The organism is Hominenteromicrobium mulieris (assembly GCF_046197855.1).
GTDB lineage: Bacteria > Bacillota > Clostridia > Oscillospirales > Acutalibacteraceae > Hominenteromicrobium > Hominenteromicrobium mulieris.
In genome coordinates, this window is the sequence record NZ_CP173188.1 from 1,501,369 (window position 1) to 1,515,599 (window position 14,231).

A 14,231-nucleotide genomic window follows, 5' to 3' on the forward strand; every position below is an offset into this window, starting at 1 on the left:
CACAGTAAGGAGTCTTAACTATGAAAGCACGTTTACCGCAGGGTATGAGCGGCGGCGGAGCCGCAAATTTGCAGCAGCTTGCACGCCAGGCACAGAAGATGCAGGAGCAGATGGAGCAGATTACCACGGAGCTTGAAGCGAAGGAATACACCGCGGCCGCAGGCGGCGGAGCCGTTTCCGCAACCGTAACGGGCAAAATGGAAGTAAAGAATATCGACATCAAGCCGGAGGTCATCGACCCTGATGATGCCGAGATGCTCGGCGACCTCGTCGCTGCTGCCGTCAACGAAGCACTGCGCGCAGCCGCAAACGAGAAAGAGGAGAAGCTTGGCGCAATCTCCGGCGGCATGAGCCTTCCGGGCATCCTCTAATGGCCGGTTATCACGTACCGCCGCTCGAACGGCTCGTCGATAAATTTGAGAGCTTGCCGGGCGTGGGGCATAAGTCCGCACAGCGCATTGCGTATGCCGTGCTCAACATGGATAAAGCGGATGCCGAAAGCTTTGCGCAGGCGATCATCGACGCGCATGAGCAGATCCATTACTGCTCCGTGTGCTGCAATTTGACGGACGGCGACCTTTGCCCCGTGTGCCGCGATGAAAGCCGAGACCGCTCGGTTATCTGCGTGGTGGAAGACCCACGCGACGTGTTCGCGCTGGAGCGCACAAATGAGTTCCATGCGACCTACCACGTGCTGCACGGTGCCATTTCGCCGCTTGGCGGCATCGGGCCGGACCAGCTCAAAATAAAAGAACTTTTGCGTCGCGTGCAGGACGGCACCGTGCAGGAGGTCATCATGGCGACGAACCCGACCGTTGAGGGCGAAGCGACCGCCATGTACATTTCGCGCCTGTTAAAGCCGCTCGGTATCCGCGTAACGCGTCTTGCGTACGGCATCCCGGTCGGCGGCGACCTCGAATATGCTGATGAAGTGACGCTTTCCCGCGCCATTGAGGGCAGACAGGAGCTGTAAAATCGGTTTCGCGTTGACAAAACCGTGAAAGTGGTGTATAGTAAATCACACACAAAGCAGAAGGAGGCAGGCCAAGTGGCAAAAACAGAATTTAAAACGATTGCCCAGAACAAAAAGGCCTACCACGACTACTTTGTGGAGGAGACCCTTGAAGCGGGCATTGAGCTTTGCGGCACAGAGGTGAAATCGCTGCGGCAGGGCAGATGCAACTTAAAGGACGCGTGGTGCTCTGTTGTGGACGGTGAAATGCTCTTAAACGGCTGCCATATCAGCCCGTATGAGCAGGGCAACATCTTTAACCGCGACCCCATGCGGGTGCGCCGTTTGCTCATGCACAAGCGCGAGATCATGCGGCTTTTTGGCCTTTCCAAAACCGTCGGTTATTCGCTCATTCCGCTTTCCGTGTACTTTAAGGGTTCGCGGGTGAAGGTGCAGGTCGGTCTGTGCAAGGGCAAAAAGCTCTACGATAAGCGTGCCGATATGGCCGCGCGTGATGCCCAACGCGATATTCAGCGTGCGCTGAAAGAGAAAAACAGATAAAAGCGATAGCAATATCGCTTTTTATATGGGGATGTAAAGGTTTCGACGGGGACTGGAAGCCCTGGTAAGCGAGTAGCGGTGCGGGACCGCTATAAAATCCGCAAACCTAAAATTAAACGACAACAATACAGTTGCTGTTGCTGCTTAATTAAGCAGCCGTTCTTACCCGTAGGACCGCGGACGGGATAAGAGCGTCACTTAGCGGTGCACGTGAACGGGCCCACGCCTTTAAGCCTGTCATGATCTAAAGGCTACTGATGCGCAAAGCCTGCTGTTCGGCGGTGCGCGGAGGGAATGTCAAAAGAGCCGCTACACTCGTAGAAAGCCCCGGTAACCGGTTTTCGGACGCGGGTTCGATTCCCGCCATCTCCACCAGAAAAAAGGTCTTTGTCATTTTTGACAAAGACCTTTTTCAGTGAAATTTGCCTTGCGGCGAGTGAAATAATAACCTGCGGTTATTGTAAAATTGCTTCGCAGTGAAATGCACTGCGCGCGTTAAGGGCGAATTTAATAACAACTGCAAGTTGTTTTCACATTGCGATGAAGGAGCAGTATTTCACTTGACAGTTATTAGGTGGATTTACTATAATGAATTTAAGATTAAAGTCGCATTTTAGATAGTACTTGCATGTGGAAAGGAGATATGGTGATGAAACAGTGGCCATATCATTTTCAAAGCTCTATGTCGAATGTATTGGTGATCGTTGCAGCTTTAATGGCGATTTTCCTTGTGATTTATGGTTTATACCGAATATTGCGTAACCCTTTTCATTATCCATATTTTGTGCGTTCTTTTGATGTATCTCGGAAGAGAAATGTAGACATTGAAGATTATATAGATAAATATTTGTGTAGTGAATTTGGCTGGAATTGTATAGTGGAACACCATAATACGATCATAAATTGGAAGAAAAGAACGGAGAGTTACATTCAAACTTGTATATTGAAAAAGAGGCGTACTCGCCAGCTTTATGAAATCATAGATGACAATTTTGCTTTTCGCTTTAAAACGGTTAGAGATCAAACAAGATACAGACAGCAAAATTACGTGAAGACATCCTATAAAGTGTCCGTGCTTGATTCTGAAATAGCTGTTGATTGGGACTGGCTTGTACAACGTCATAGAAAATTAGAGAGAATAGGGTTTGAAGCGACACTGAAAGAATACCATAGTCGAGATCAGCGGCGACAGATGACAAAAGAGTTACGCCAACAGATCATGAAACGGGATCACTATACATGTCAAAATTGCGGAAAGTACATGCCGGATGGAGTAGGACTCCAAATCGACCATATTATTCCGATTTCAAAAGGCGGAAAAACGGTTGCGTCTAATTTGCAGGTGCTGTGTTCAAAATGTAATGGCAGAAAGGGGAATAGAAGAACGACATAAAGAAAGAACACAAATCGTGAGCAGTTAGTTTAAAACGATTTGTGTTCTTTTGCTTTTTAATTAAAATATAAGCTTTTTTAGCTCTCCTCAACCATCGCTCTCAAAAGTTCAATTTCGGCTTTGTAGCCGGGGAGTTCGTTTGGAGTTTCGAGATAAAAGGGGAGGCGGCGCAGGACAGGGTGGTTGATGATGCGGCGGAACGCTTCCGTGCCAATCTTGCCCTCGCCGATCTTTGCGTGGCGGTCTTTGTGAGAGGAAAGCCCGAAGATGCTGTCGTTAATGTGTACCGCTTTCAGACGGTTAAGCCCAATCACGCGGTCAAACTCCGTCAACACACCGTCGAGGTCGTTTACAATGTCATACCCGGCATCGAACACGTGGCAGGTATCGAGGCACACGCCCATGAGGTCGGAGAGCGTTACGCGGTCCAGAATTTCACGGAGTTCCTCAAAATGAGAGCCGACTTCCGTGCCCTTGCCTGCCATGGTCTCGAGTAAAACCGTGGTGGTCTGTTCGGGAGATAAAATGGCGTTCAGCGTTTCGCTGATCTGTGTGACGCCGGTCTCGATGCCTTGTCCAACGTGGCTGCCGGGGTGGAAGTTATAGAGATTGTGCGGTGTGGCTTCCAGACGCTTCAAATCATCCTGCATCGTTTCGCGGGCAAATGTGCGGGTGTCTTCGTTTGCGGAGCAGGGATTGATCGTATACGGCGCGTGGGCGAGCAGCACGGCAAAGTGGTTTTCCGCCGCTAACTCGTTTAACTTCTGTGCATCGTTCAGATCAAGCGGCTTTGCACGGCTGCCGCGCGGGTTTCGCGTGAAGAACTGGAACGTATCCGCGCCGATGGAAAGTGCCGTTTTGCCCATGGCGTAGTAGCCCTTAGAGGCAGAAAGATGACAACCGATGTGCAGCATGGCTTATTCCTTGGAGTTCCAGTTTTTGTAGATCTCTTTTGTGGAACGCACCATTTCCTGCGCAAAATCGGAAACATATTTGCGGTTATAGAACGCCTTCGTGCGGTCGTTTGGCATCATTTCGAGCAGCTCTTCTTCAGAAAGTTCACGATACCGGTTCTCAAACACGATGGAGCTCTTTGCAAAACGAGTTGTCTGCTTTCTTTCCTTTTGCTGCTGGGTGGGATAGCCGAAGACCAGCATGCAAAGCGGCGCGACCTGCGGGGGCAGGTTTAAAAGCTCTTTGTGAATCTCGAAGTTCTCCACAATATCGCCGATATAGCAGGAACCGATGCCGAGGCTTTCCGCGGCGATGCAGGCTGTGTGTGCGGCGATGACGGCATCTTCCGTTGCAAGCACCATGTTGCTGAGCTCCGGCGCGGGAATGTTTTCGCAGCCCGCCATTTTGAACTTTCTGTACCAACGGTGGTAATCTGCACAGAAAATGAGCACCATTTTCGCCTGTGCAATGAACGGCTGATGATCACAGGTTTCGGCAAGCTTATCCTTAATGGACTGATCCGTCACGTCGATGATGGAGTACGGCATGCAGTTGCCGCCGGTCGGTGCGCGCATGGCAGCGGCAAGGATAATATCTTTGATTTCGGGTGAGATCTCCTTATCCTCAAAAACACGGACGGACTTGCGGTTCATCAAAACTTGAATCGTTTCATTCATTTTTTAGACCCCTTCCAAATTGTTGTAATTAAGCTGCTAACAGTATAGCACAATAAAGCATCTGTGTAAAGAAAAATATAGAGCCGAAGTGCACGGGAAAACGGTACTATGGGTTGACAAATTTAACAGCGGGGTTATAATAATATCAAAGAGGCGTATGAGGAGTGCGGCTATGGAATTGCATGAACTGATGGGAAAATTACATAAGCTGGAGCTTGTGCAACAGCTTGCGCATCGGCGTGGGGCGCAGGAGCATGGTCTGTATTTCGGCCAGATGCCTGTGCTGGATTTCATTGCGGCAAATCCCGGGTGTACACAGGTGCAGGTGGCAGACCATCTGCGTGTCAGCCCGGCCTCCATTGCGCTCTCTACAAAGCGTTTGCAGAAGGCGGGGTATCTCACAAAAGAAGTGGATGCCGAAAACTTACGCTGCAAGCGGCTTTATATCTCAGAAGAAGGGCAAAGGGCCTGTGCCATGTGCCGCGAGCGGTTAGACCAGATCGACGCGGTGGCGTTTCAGGGCTTTTCGGAAGAAGAGCTTGAAGTGTTTTCCTCTTTTTTGGATCGCGTGACGCTCAACATGACGGGCGAGAGCGAGAATGTTGTGAGCGGCGAATTGTTCGGCCATTTGTGCCGGGAGCTCGATGCCATTGAAAAAGAGGCGAAGAAAAGCTGATTTTCTGGTAAGGTTGTGTTTTTTACCATCTGATTTGCAAAAAATATCAAATACATTCCTGCGTTCTTTCATTATAATAAGGGCGTAAACACAGAGGCGATACCACAATGCCGGTCAATCGGGCAAAATTTCACTTCGATAATACATACGCCGGTATGGATATGCTGTACGGGCCATATGTTCTGTATCAGATCGGGGACTTAAGCTGCGAAGCAGGTTACCAGACCTTTGAGCACGAACAGGCGGTCTACGAAATCACGTACGTGCTTTCCGGCACCGGTGCATTTTATGTAGATGATACGGTGTACACCATGCAGAAGGGTGACCTGCTCCTTGTGCGCAAGGGACAGATGCACAACATCATCTCGGCGGAGATCGAACCGCTGCGTTTCTTTTATCTCGGCTTTGATTTTGTAGAGCCGATCGTAAATGAGAAGATTGCACAGCTTAAGAGCTTTTTCGATACGAACGAGCAGGTGCAGTTTCATAACGCGGTCAGCTTACAGGACACGTTCATGCGCGTGCTTTCCGAATTCATTTCGGACGACGTACTCTCGAACCTTTTGATTGAAGCGTACATGCAGGAGATCATCTGCGGCGTATACCGCATTTTCAGCCGAAAGTTCTACAAAAACTACTTACTGAGCGGCAGCAATAATTCCGATGAAAAGCTCGTCTACGATGTCATCAATTACATTGATGTGCACCTTGAGTCCATGGAAAATCTCAGCGCGCTCAGTGCGGAGTTTGGGTACAGTTATACCCATATTGCGCAGAAGTTCTCTGCGTTTACGGGCGAAAGCCTGAAATCCTATCACACGAAGCGGCGCTTTGAAAAGTCAAACGAGTATCTTCGCCAGGGATATTCCGTTACAAAAGTCGCCGAGCTGATGGGCTTCAAATCGATCCATGCGTTCAGCCGCGCCTACAAAAAATATGTGGGCATGGCGCCGCGTGAATATAAAAAATGGGCCGAGGAGGATAAAAAGAACCTTCCGCAGCCCGCAGAAAATTCTTAAAGGAGTTGTATTCCAATGAAAGTTGCCGTTATTGGTTGCGGTACGATCGCAAATGCAGCGCACATCCCGTCTTACATGAACAACCCGGAGGCAGAAATCAAGTATTTCTGCGACATCATCCCGGAGCGCGCACAGGCTGCCGTTGAAAAGTACGGCTGCGGCACCGCTGTTGTGGATTATCACGATGTCCTGGCAGACCCGGAAGTTGAAGCTGTTTCCGTCTGCACCCCGAACAATGTTCACCCGACCATTTCCATTGACGCATTGCGCGCAGGCAAGAATGTTCTGTGCGAGAAGCCGGCTGCAAGAACCTACAAGGAAGCCCTTGAGATGCAGAAGGTTCAGCACGAGACCGGCAAAGTGCTCAACATCGGCGTTGTCAACCGCTTCAATGACAGCGTGAACCTCATCAAAAAGTATATCGACGACGGCAAGCTCGGCAATATCTACCATGTACATGCCAGCTTCCGTGCACACCGCTCCATTCCGGGCCTCGGCGGCGCGTTCACCACAAAGGCGATTGCAGGTGGCGGTGCTCTGATTGACTGGGGTGTGCATTACCTTGATATCGTTATGTACTGCTGCGGTGACCCGAAGGTTAAGACCGTTACGGGTGAAGCCTTCTGCGAGCTTGGCAAGGACATGAAGGGCTACGCATACACCGACATGTGGGCAGGTCCCCCGAAGTACGACGGCACCTACGACGTGGACGACTCCGTTGTCGGCATGATCCGTACCGAAGGCCCGGTCATCTCTCTGCACGGCGCTTGGGCGCAGAACATCGGCGAAAACGAGTGTTACATCGACTTCATGGGCGATAAGGGTGGCATCCGTCTCCAGTACGGCAAGGATTTCACCGTTTACAGCTCCGAGTACGGTGCACTCACGGAGTATAAGCCTGTCTTTAAGATGCGCGACCACTTCCAGAACGAGATTGACGCATTCATTGACTGCATCAAGACCGGCAAGAAGCTGCCGTCTCACATCGATACCGTTATCATCACGGCACAGATGATGCAGGCGATTTACGATTCCTCCGAGCAGCACAAAGAGATCACGCTGGGCTAAACTCCCTGTGCATTAAGAAAGGAAATTGCTTATGTATCCCTTTTCTATCGGCGTTCTGATGGACGGCTTCCGCACCGATACGCTCACGGCTCTCGATAAAGCTGTTGCAGTCGGCGCGACCGGCATTCAGGTTTACGCAACAAGAGGCGAAATGTCGCCCGAGAATATGAACGCAGAAGCACGCCGCGAATTTTTGAAGCGCGTGAAGGATCACGGCCTGACGATCTCTGCGCTGTGCGGCGACCTCGGCCACGGCTTCAACGACCCGAAGCTGAACCCGGAGCTCATTGAAAAATCCAAACGCATCGTAGACCTTGCAAAGGACCTCGAGACCGATGTGATCACAACGCATATCGGCGTTGTACCGAACGACCCGAGCCACCCGCGCTATGCAATCATGCAGGATGCTTGCGGCCAGCTTGCGGCGTATGCAGACTCCATGCAGGCACACTTCGCTGTGGAGACCGGCCCGGAGATTGCAACGACGCTGAAGGGGTTCCTTGACGGCCTCCATTCCAAGGGTGTTTCCGTCAACCTTGATCCGGCAAACTTTGTTATGGTCACGGGCGACGACCCGGTGCAGGCGGTCTACACGCTGAAGGATTACATTGTGCACACACATGCAAAAGACGGCAAGCGTCTGCATTATGTCAGCCCGGAGATCCTGTACGGCATGGAGGAATCCGACATGCTGAACGACGCTTCCTTCATTGAGCTTCCGCTCGGCGAAGGCGACGTAGATTTCCCGGCGTACTTCAAGGCGCTGAACGACATCGGCTATAAGGGCTTCCTGACGATCGAACGTGAAGTCGGCGACGACCCCGAGGGCGATATCCGCAAGGCGGCAGATTACATCCGCAGCCTGATTTGATTTTAAAAAGCACAGAAGGAGAACGGTTTCGGCCGCTCTCCTTTTTGCATCATAACTTTTTGCTGCGTCTGACGCATGGCCCAACGGTGTTTTACGTGTATGCCGCAACGGTTGAAAGTGCGGATATCCCAATCACGCTGCAGGCGAATGAAACGATCGATTACAAATTTCTGCCGTATGACAAATTCTGCGATTTCGTACAGTCCGTGGCGTTTGCCGCTTCCCTTCGGGAACGTTTTCCGGCGTATCAAAACGCGCTCGAAACATATGTAAAGCAAGTTTTGAAAGACGCAACTTGCAAAAAATGACGGGGGGAAAATCAATTATTCATTTGTATGCTTTCCTGTTGAATTTTGGTGTTTGCTGTGTTAAAATCTCAAACGGATTAAAAACAGGCGCTTCGCCTGTAATGAGGAAAGTTGGCGCAGTATGAATAACCCGATTCAAAATGTTAAGGAAAAGCTTACAAAACAGAATTTAAAGACGTTTATGCTCATCACGTTCGGCACCTTTGTTTTTGCCATCGGCACTTATTTCTTTAAATTTCCGAATAATTTTTCCACCGGCGGCGTGAGCGGTATCTCTATTCTGCTCGGTCATATTTTTCCGTCGTTCTCCACAGCGGGTATCATGTGGATTATCAATATCATCTTGCTCATCGTCGGTTTTATCATTTTGGGACGCGGTTTCGGTGTGCTTACCGTGTATTGTAGCATGCTGCTTTCGTTTTTGACGTGGCTGCTTGAAAAGCTCGTTCCGCTTTCTAAGCCGCTTACCGACCAGCCGTTCCTCGAGCTGTGCTACGGTATGATGCTGCCGGCGGTCGGCTCGGCGATCCTCTTTAACTGCAACGCTTCGAGCGGCGGCACGGATATTGTTGCGATGATCCTCAAAAAGTACACGAGTCTTGATATCGGCAAAGCGCTGCTCGTCAGCGATACGCTCATCGCGTTTTCCGCGATGTTTGTATTCGATATCCGCACAGGCCTGTTTTCGCTGCTCGGTCTTGCTATCAAGGCGTTCATGGTCGATTCCGTGATTGAAGGTATTAACCTCTGCAAATATTTCTCCATTGTCACCACGCACCCGGAGGAGATTTGCGATTACATCATTCACAAGATGAACCGCAGTTCGACCATTGTGGATGCCACAGGCGCGTATTCGCATGAGGGTTGCAAGGTCGTCATGGTTGCGTGCAGACGCGGTGAAGCTGTGAAGCTCCGCGCGTATGTCCGTTCCGTCGATAAAAAGGCATTTATGTTCATCACGAATACGAGCGAGATCATCGGCAAGGGCTTCCGTTCTGTTGAATGACCGTACATAAAAGTTTTTGGCAGCGCATCGTTTCGGTGTGCTGCTTTTTTACAGGCGAAAATTTAATTTAGTATTGACTTAATTAAAATTCGTGCTATAATTTAATTTAGCAAATACTTAATCAGGAGGACGCTATGGGGTCAACAGCTATGATGTTCAAAGCACTGGCAGATGAAAACCGCCTTTTGCTGCTGCGCCTTTTGCTGCGCCGCAACTGTTGCGTGCGCGCACTGGCAAGACAGCTGGATATTTCGGAAGCGGCGGTTTCACAGCATTTAAAAGTTCTGCGTGAAGCGGGGCTCATTTTCGGCGAAAAGTGCGGTTATTTCATGCACTATACCGTCAATCGCGCGGCGCTTAAAGAACTCAGCAGCCAGCTCTCTCGCATGGCGTTTTCCGCAGAGCAGTTGCCCTGCACACCGCAGCATGGCGGGTGCAGCCGTGCGGAATATGACAAATGCCGAAACGCGGCGCAGCCGCAGGCGGAGCATATTCTGCACGTAGCAGAAAATAGAATATTTGATTCGAAAGGAAGCATGAACATGAAAATCGCGGTAACGTATCAGAACGGACTGGTTTTCCAGCATTTCGGCCATTCCGAAGCGTTTAAGATCTATGAGATTGAGAACGGCGAAGTTAAAAATGCAGAGGTCGCGCCCACAAATGGCAGCGGCCACGGTGCACTGGCTGGCTTTTTGAAGCAGCACGGCGTGAATGCGCTCATCTGCGGCGGCATCGGCGGCGGTGCGCGCACGGCGCTTGCAGAAGCGGGCATCGAGTTGTATCCCGGTGTTTCCGGCAGCGCGGACGCGGCGGTTAATTCGCTGCTGAACGGCACACTGCTCTATAACCCGGATACCGTCTGTGCACACCATCACCACGAGGGCGGTCATGACTGCGGCAGCCATAGCTGCGGGGAAGATAAGCACGGCTGCGTGGGCAATCATTGATTTACCGGAAGGGTCATTTCGGCATTTGCTGCGATGACCTTTCTTTTTCTTTACAAACCGCGAAACTGTTTGAAAACACGTGATTTCTGTGTTATACTATACGCAGAGTTTGAAATTTATCTACGGGAGGACAAGCATGTCGAATCCGTACAGAGAGGAATTTATCTCCATTTATACACAGAACATCACGCGCGAGGGCTCGCAGAAGCTTTTGGCGTGGCTGGATACCACCGATTTTTACACCGCGCCGGCAAGCACAAAGTTCCACTGTGCCTGCGAAAGCGGCCTTGTGATGCACAGCCTGAATGTCTACAAGGCGATGCGCGAGCGTTGGTTTGACGAGGGCGACAGTGAAGAAAGCTTTGCGATATGTGCGCTGCTGCACGACGTGTGCAAATCGCAGTTTTATAAGACCTCCACGCGCAACGTGAAAAATGACGAGACCGGGCAGTGGGAGAAGCGTCCGTTTTACACGGTGGACGATGCATTCCCGTTCGGTCACGGTGAAAAATCCGTTTACCTCATCGAGCGTTTTATGCGTCTAAAGCCTGTGGAAGCCATGGCAATCCGCTGGCACATGGGTGGCTTTGACGACGCGGCGAAGGGCGGCAGCTTTGCCATCAGCCTGGCATTTGACCGCTATCCGCTCGCTGTGAAGCTGCACATGGCTGATTTGGAATCAACCTATCTGCGCGAAAAAGGCACCTCCGATGTGCGCTGAGAGGCGGTGAGCAGATGATCGCGATACAAACTGCAAATTTAACGAAAAAATACGGCGACATCATTGCGATAAATGGCGTGGACCTTGAAGTGGAAGCCGGGGAGATCGTCGGCTGCCTCGGCCCGGAGAGATCCGGCAAAACGACGCTGCTGCGCCTTTTAACGGGTCTTGTGCGCCCGACGCTCGGCGACAGCACAGTGCTGGGACTTTCTTCTGTAAAAGAGAGTCGCAAACTGCGCGCGAAAAGCGGTATCGTTACCGATACGGCGGCCTGTATTGGAAGCATGAGCGCTCTGGAAAACCTGCTGATGTTCGCTTCCATGTATGGCATGCGCAAGGAGCAAGCCCGTACACATGCGGCGCAGCTTTTGAAGAAGCTTGACCTTTGGAACGCGCGCGACCGCAAGGTCTACACGTTTTCCACAGAGATGTGCCGCCGGCTATCGCTGGCGCGTGCGCTTGTGCATCGCCCGCAGATCGTGTTTTCGGACGGTTTGCCCGGCGGCGAGCAAGCGGTATCGGACGCAATGGTGCTGCGCACACTTTCGGATTACGCAAAGGAAACCGGCGCCACGGTGCTGCTTTGCACCGATCATCTTGAAAGCGCGGAGGAAATCTGCACAAGCTTTGCGGTGCTGGAGCACGGCTTTTTACGGGCGAGCGGCGACCTTTCGATGCTTACGGCCGCTTCTGAATTGACGCCTATGGCGGTGATCCGCGTGAGCGACACGCAGAAGATGCCGGAGGACTTCACACTGCATGATGGCGCGTGGGAAAAACCAATCAAATCCGAAGCCGATATGCCGGAGCTTATTTCCGGGCTTGTGCGGGAGAATGTCGGCATTTACGAAGCATCCGTGTGTACGCCCACATTGCAGGATGTTTATTACGCGTTTGTGAAAAAGCCGGGAGAGGAGACACCGCATGAAGAAGCTGTTTTATAAGCTGTTTTCCAAAGCGGAACGTGCACTCATGATGAAGGACCTTTCCGCTTTGTGCCGCCGCAGGCTGATCTTGACGTTGCTCATCGCACTGCCGCTCGTTTTTGCGGTGGCGTTCCCACTTTTGTTCCTGTTCGTTTCCGCTATGGTTTCACCGGAATCCTCCGGTGTGGAGCAGTTTAAAAACCTGCTCGATAACATTCCGCAGGGGACGGACGAGCGCGCGCAGATGTTCTACATTTTCACGGCGTTTATCTCGCCGATGCTGTTTATGCTCATTCCGCTTTTATCGGCAATCATTACGGCTTCGTACACGTTTGCGGGCGAGCGGGCACACGGCACAATGGAAACGCTTCTGTTTGCGCCGTTCAGCGTGCGCCGCTTTTTGCAGGTGAAGGCGGCAAGCAGTGTTTTGGCTTCCGGGCTTGTCACGGCGGTTTCGTTTATTCTGTTCTTTGTCGCCACGGCTATCGGCGATACGGTTTTGAAAGCACCGTTTTTCTTTGACCTTTCATGGTTCGTTCTGGTGTTTTTGCTCTCGCCGGCCATCACGGTGCTGGGCGTTACGTTTGCTGCGATGCTGACCGTGAAAGCACGCTCCACAGCGGAATCCATTCAAATTTCCGGCTATATCGTGCTGCCGATTTTGCTCATTTTCATCGGGCAGATTATGGGCCTGTATCGCTTGAACAGTATTGCACTTTTGGTTTTGACAGCGATCATCGTTGGGATCGACCTGTGTTTATTCAACTTCGGGTTCCGGCGCTTCACAGCCGAAAAGCTGCTGACGCGTCCGCCGGAAAAGCCGCGAAAGGAGAAAACCAATGTCTATTGACCTGCACTGCCACACAAGATATTCGGACGGCTCCACGCCGCTTGAGGAGCTTATACAGCTTGCTGCGCTCCGCGGCGTGACGACGTTCGCGCTCACCGACCACGATACCATGGCGGGCTGCGAATGCGCGTTGGAGCTTGGGCGGGGAGCGGGCGTGACGGTGATTCCCGGCGTGGAAATTTCTGCTGCAGACCCGAAGCGTCACGGCAAAGCGCATATCCTGTGCTATAAGCCGAAGAAGCCCGAAGTGTTGCTGCCGCTGCTGCAAAAAACGACGGACAGCCGCCATGCGGCGATGCTACGCTCCGTTGATAAAGTCTGCCGCCTGTATGCGATTCCGCGCGAGATGATTCTGCGCCGCGCGGAGGGCTCGACGAATATCTACAAGCAGCACGTTTTGCAGGCGTTAATGGACGCCGGCTACGCGAGTGAGATGTTCGGCGAGGTTTTTAAGAAGCTCTATGATTCCAAAACGGGCATCGCCTACGAGAAGGTGGATTATCCCGACATCGATACCGTGATGGATGCGGTTGACGCCGCAGAGGGCATCGCGGTCTTGGCGCACCCGAGCGAATACCACAGCATGGATCTTCTGCGCGAGCTGTGCAGAAACCACCGCATCCGCGGCATTGAAGTTTATCATCCGCGCAACACGGAGGAGGATAAAGCGGAAATGTTGCGCTTAGCTGAAAAGTATGACCTTGCCGTCACCGGCGGCACGGATTATCACGGCTTTTACACGACAAAGAAAAATCCGGTCGGCACGTTCACGACGGCCGAATCCGAATTTGATAAATTATTTTCTGAATGAAAGGGAAATGCAAAATGAAGTATGATTTCACACCGAAAGGTGTATGTTCCAGAGGCATTCATGTAGAGCTCGACGGCGACGTTATCCGCTCCGTGAAATTCGATGGCGGCTGTAACGGCAATACGCAGGGCGTGGCAGCGCTTGCGGTCGGTATGACCGTTGACGAATACGTAAAGCGCTGCAAGGGCATCAAGTGCGGCTTTAAGAACACCTCCTGCCCGGATCAGCTCGCGCTCGCACTGGAAGAAGCGCTCGCAGAGCAGAAGAAGGCATAAGTAATTTGCTCAAGAGAAATTACCCGGAGAGAAACTCTTTCCGGGTTTTTCTCTGTTTGGGCTTGATTTTTCCTCAGAATACGGTATAATAGTTTAGTCAACAAAATATGCGGGTATGGCGGAATTGGCAGACGCGCCAGATTTAGGTTCTGGTACTTCGGTGTGCAGGTTCAAGTCCTGTTACCCGCACCATAAGTCCGCCGTAATTTTGAT

18 protein-coding genes, 1 tRNA gene and 1 other RNA gene are annotated in these 14,231 nt (G+C 51.5%); 18 read left to right on the plus strand and 2 right to left on the minus strand.

The window, feature by feature from the left end; genetic code table 11:
* The first annotated feature begins 20 nt into the window (after positions 1 to 20).
* The 5 genes from ACI0CA_RS07270 (at position 21) to ACI0CA_RS07290 (ending at position 2,906) form a co-directional block, all read left to right on the plus strand.
* Positions 21 to 371: a YbaB/EbfC family nucleoid-associated protein gene (locus ACI0CA_RS07270; RefSeq protein ID WP_343284304.1), complete on the plus strand. Its 351-nt coding sequence runs from the start codon at positions 21 to 23 to the stop codon at positions 369 to 371.
* A complete protein-coding gene (gene recR, locus ACI0CA_RS07275) occupies positions 371 to 973 on the plus strand; it encodes a recombination mediator RecR (protein ID WP_308448280.1) in 603 nt (200 codons plus the stop codon). The genes ACI0CA_RS07270 and recR overlap by 1 nt, the downstream gene beginning before the upstream one ends.
* Before the next feature lie 75 nt (positions 974 to 1,048).
* The gene (gene smpB / locus ACI0CA_RS07280) at positions 1,049 to 1,513 is read left to right on the plus strand and encodes an SsrA-binding protein SmpB (RefSeq protein WP_308448281.1); all 465 of its coding nucleotides are present in this window, start codon (positions 1,049 to 1,051) and stop codon (positions 1,511 to 1,513) included.
* Positions 1,514 to 1,540: 27 nt separating this feature from the next.
* Positions 1,541 to 1,888, plus strand: a transfer-messenger RNA (tmRNA) gene (gene ssrA, locus ACI0CA_RS07285).
* A 268-nt stretch (positions 1,889 to 2,156) separates the two neighbouring features.
* Positions 2,157 to 2,906 carry an HNH endonuclease gene (locus ACI0CA_RS07290; RefSeq protein WP_308448282.1) on the plus strand — a complete coding sequence of 250 codons (750 nt, stop codon included), beginning with the start codon at positions 2,157 to 2,159 and terminating at the stop codon, positions 2,904 to 2,906.
* Positions 2,907 to 2,983: 77 nt separating this feature from the next.
* On the opposite strand, the gene ACI0CA_RS07295 is transcribed toward ACI0CA_RS07290, so the two are convergent.
* Both ACI0CA_RS07295 and ACI0CA_RS07300 read right to left on the minus strand, forming a co-directional pair.
* Positions 2,984 to 3,820 (minus strand): deoxyribonuclease IV, encoded by an 837-nt coding sequence (locus tag ACI0CA_RS07295; protein ID WP_308448283.1) that lies wholly within the window; start codon positions 3,818 to 3,820, stop codon positions 2,984 to 2,986.
* A 3-nt stretch (positions 3,821 to 3,823) separates the two neighbouring features.
* Positions 3,824 to 4,537 (minus strand): nitroreductase family protein, encoded by a 714-nt coding sequence (locus tag ACI0CA_RS07300; RefSeq protein WP_308448284.1) that lies wholly within the window; start codon positions 4,535 to 4,537, stop codon positions 3,824 to 3,826.
* A 172-nt stretch (positions 4,538 to 4,709) separates the two neighbouring features.
* Between ACI0CA_RS07300 and ACI0CA_RS07305 the strand changes: the two genes are divergently transcribed.
* The 13 genes from ACI0CA_RS07305 to ACI0CA_RS07365 all read left to right on the plus strand — a co-directional run bounded on the left by ACI0CA_RS07305 (position 4,710) and on the right by ACI0CA_RS07365 (position 14,210).
* Entirely contained in the window at positions 4,710 to 5,213 is a 504-nt protein-coding gene (locus ACI0CA_RS07305; protein ID WP_308448285.1) for a MarR family winged helix-turn-helix transcriptional regulator, read from the plus strand.
* Positions 5,214 to 5,320: 107 nt separating this feature from the next.
* Positions 5,321 to 6,232 carry an AraC family transcriptional regulator gene (locus ACI0CA_RS07310; RefSeq protein ID WP_308448286.1) on the plus strand — a complete coding sequence of 304 codons (912 nt, stop codon included), beginning with the start codon at positions 5,321 to 5,323 and terminating at the stop codon, positions 6,230 to 6,232.
* A gap of 15 nt (positions 6,233 to 6,247) precedes the next feature.
* Positions 6,248 to 7,300 carry a Gfo/Idh/MocA family protein gene (locus ACI0CA_RS07315; RefSeq protein ID WP_395506412.1) on the plus strand — a complete coding sequence of 351 codons (1,053 nt, stop codon included), beginning with the start codon at positions 6,248 to 6,250 and terminating at the stop codon, positions 7,298 to 7,300.
* A 31-nt stretch (positions 7,301 to 7,331) separates the two neighbouring features.
* Complete coding sequence (locus ACI0CA_RS07320; RefSeq protein WP_395506411.1) at positions 7,332 to 8,171, plus strand: sugar phosphate isomerase/epimerase family protein; 840 nt, start codon at positions 7,332 to 7,334, stop codon at positions 8,169 to 8,171.
* A 44-nt stretch (positions 8,172 to 8,215) separates the two neighbouring features.
* A complete protein-coding gene (locus ACI0CA_RS07325) occupies positions 8,216 to 8,479 on the plus strand; it encodes a hypothetical protein (RefSeq protein WP_412358451.1) in 264 nt (87 codons plus the stop codon).
* A 121-nt stretch (positions 8,480 to 8,600) separates the two neighbouring features.
* Entirely contained in the window at positions 8,601 to 9,485 is an 885-nt protein-coding gene (locus ACI0CA_RS07330; protein WP_308448289.1) for a YitT family protein, read from the plus strand.
* 134 nt (positions 9,486 to 9,619) lie between these two features.
* On the plus strand, positions 9,620 to 10,435 hold the full coding sequence (locus tag ACI0CA_RS07335; protein WP_395506409.1) for a metalloregulator ArsR/SmtB family transcription factor: 816 nt from the start codon (positions 9,620 to 9,622) through the stop codon (positions 10,433 to 10,435).
* Positions 10,436 to 10,571: 136 nt separating this feature from the next.
* Positions 10,572 to 11,156 (plus strand): HD domain-containing protein, encoded by a 585-nt coding sequence (locus ACI0CA_RS07340; protein WP_308448290.1) that lies wholly within the window; start codon positions 10,572 to 10,574, stop codon positions 11,154 to 11,156.
* A 14-nt stretch (positions 11,157 to 11,170) separates the two neighbouring features.
* Positions 11,171 to 12,100, plus strand: a complete 930-nt coding sequence (locus ACI0CA_RS07345; protein WP_343284310.1) for an ATP-binding cassette domain-containing protein — start codon at positions 11,171 to 11,173, stop codon at positions 12,098 to 12,100.
* The gene (locus ACI0CA_RS07350) at positions 12,081 to 12,932 is read left to right on the plus strand and encodes an ABC transporter permease subunit (RefSeq protein ID WP_308448292.1); all 852 of its coding nucleotides are present in this window, start codon (positions 12,081 to 12,083) and stop codon (positions 12,930 to 12,932) included. The genes ACI0CA_RS07345 and ACI0CA_RS07350 overlap by 20 nt, the downstream gene beginning before the upstream one ends.
* Positions 12,922 to 13,743, plus strand: a complete 822-nt coding sequence (locus tag ACI0CA_RS07355) for a PHP domain-containing protein (RefSeq protein WP_308448293.1) — start codon at positions 12,922 to 12,924, stop codon at positions 13,741 to 13,743. The genes ACI0CA_RS07350 and ACI0CA_RS07355 overlap by 11 nt, the downstream gene beginning before the upstream one ends.
* A gap of 14 nt (positions 13,744 to 13,757) precedes the next feature.
* The gene (locus ACI0CA_RS07360) at positions 13,758 to 14,018 is read left to right on the plus strand and encodes a TIGR03905 family TSCPD domain-containing protein (protein WP_308448294.1); all 261 of its coding nucleotides are present in this window, start codon (positions 13,758 to 13,760) and stop codon (positions 14,016 to 14,018) included.
* A gap of 109 nt (positions 14,019 to 14,127) precedes the next feature.
* Positions 14,128 to 14,210, plus strand: a tRNA-Leu gene (locus tag ACI0CA_RS07365).
* Positions 14,211 to 14,231: the final 21 nt, after the last annotated feature.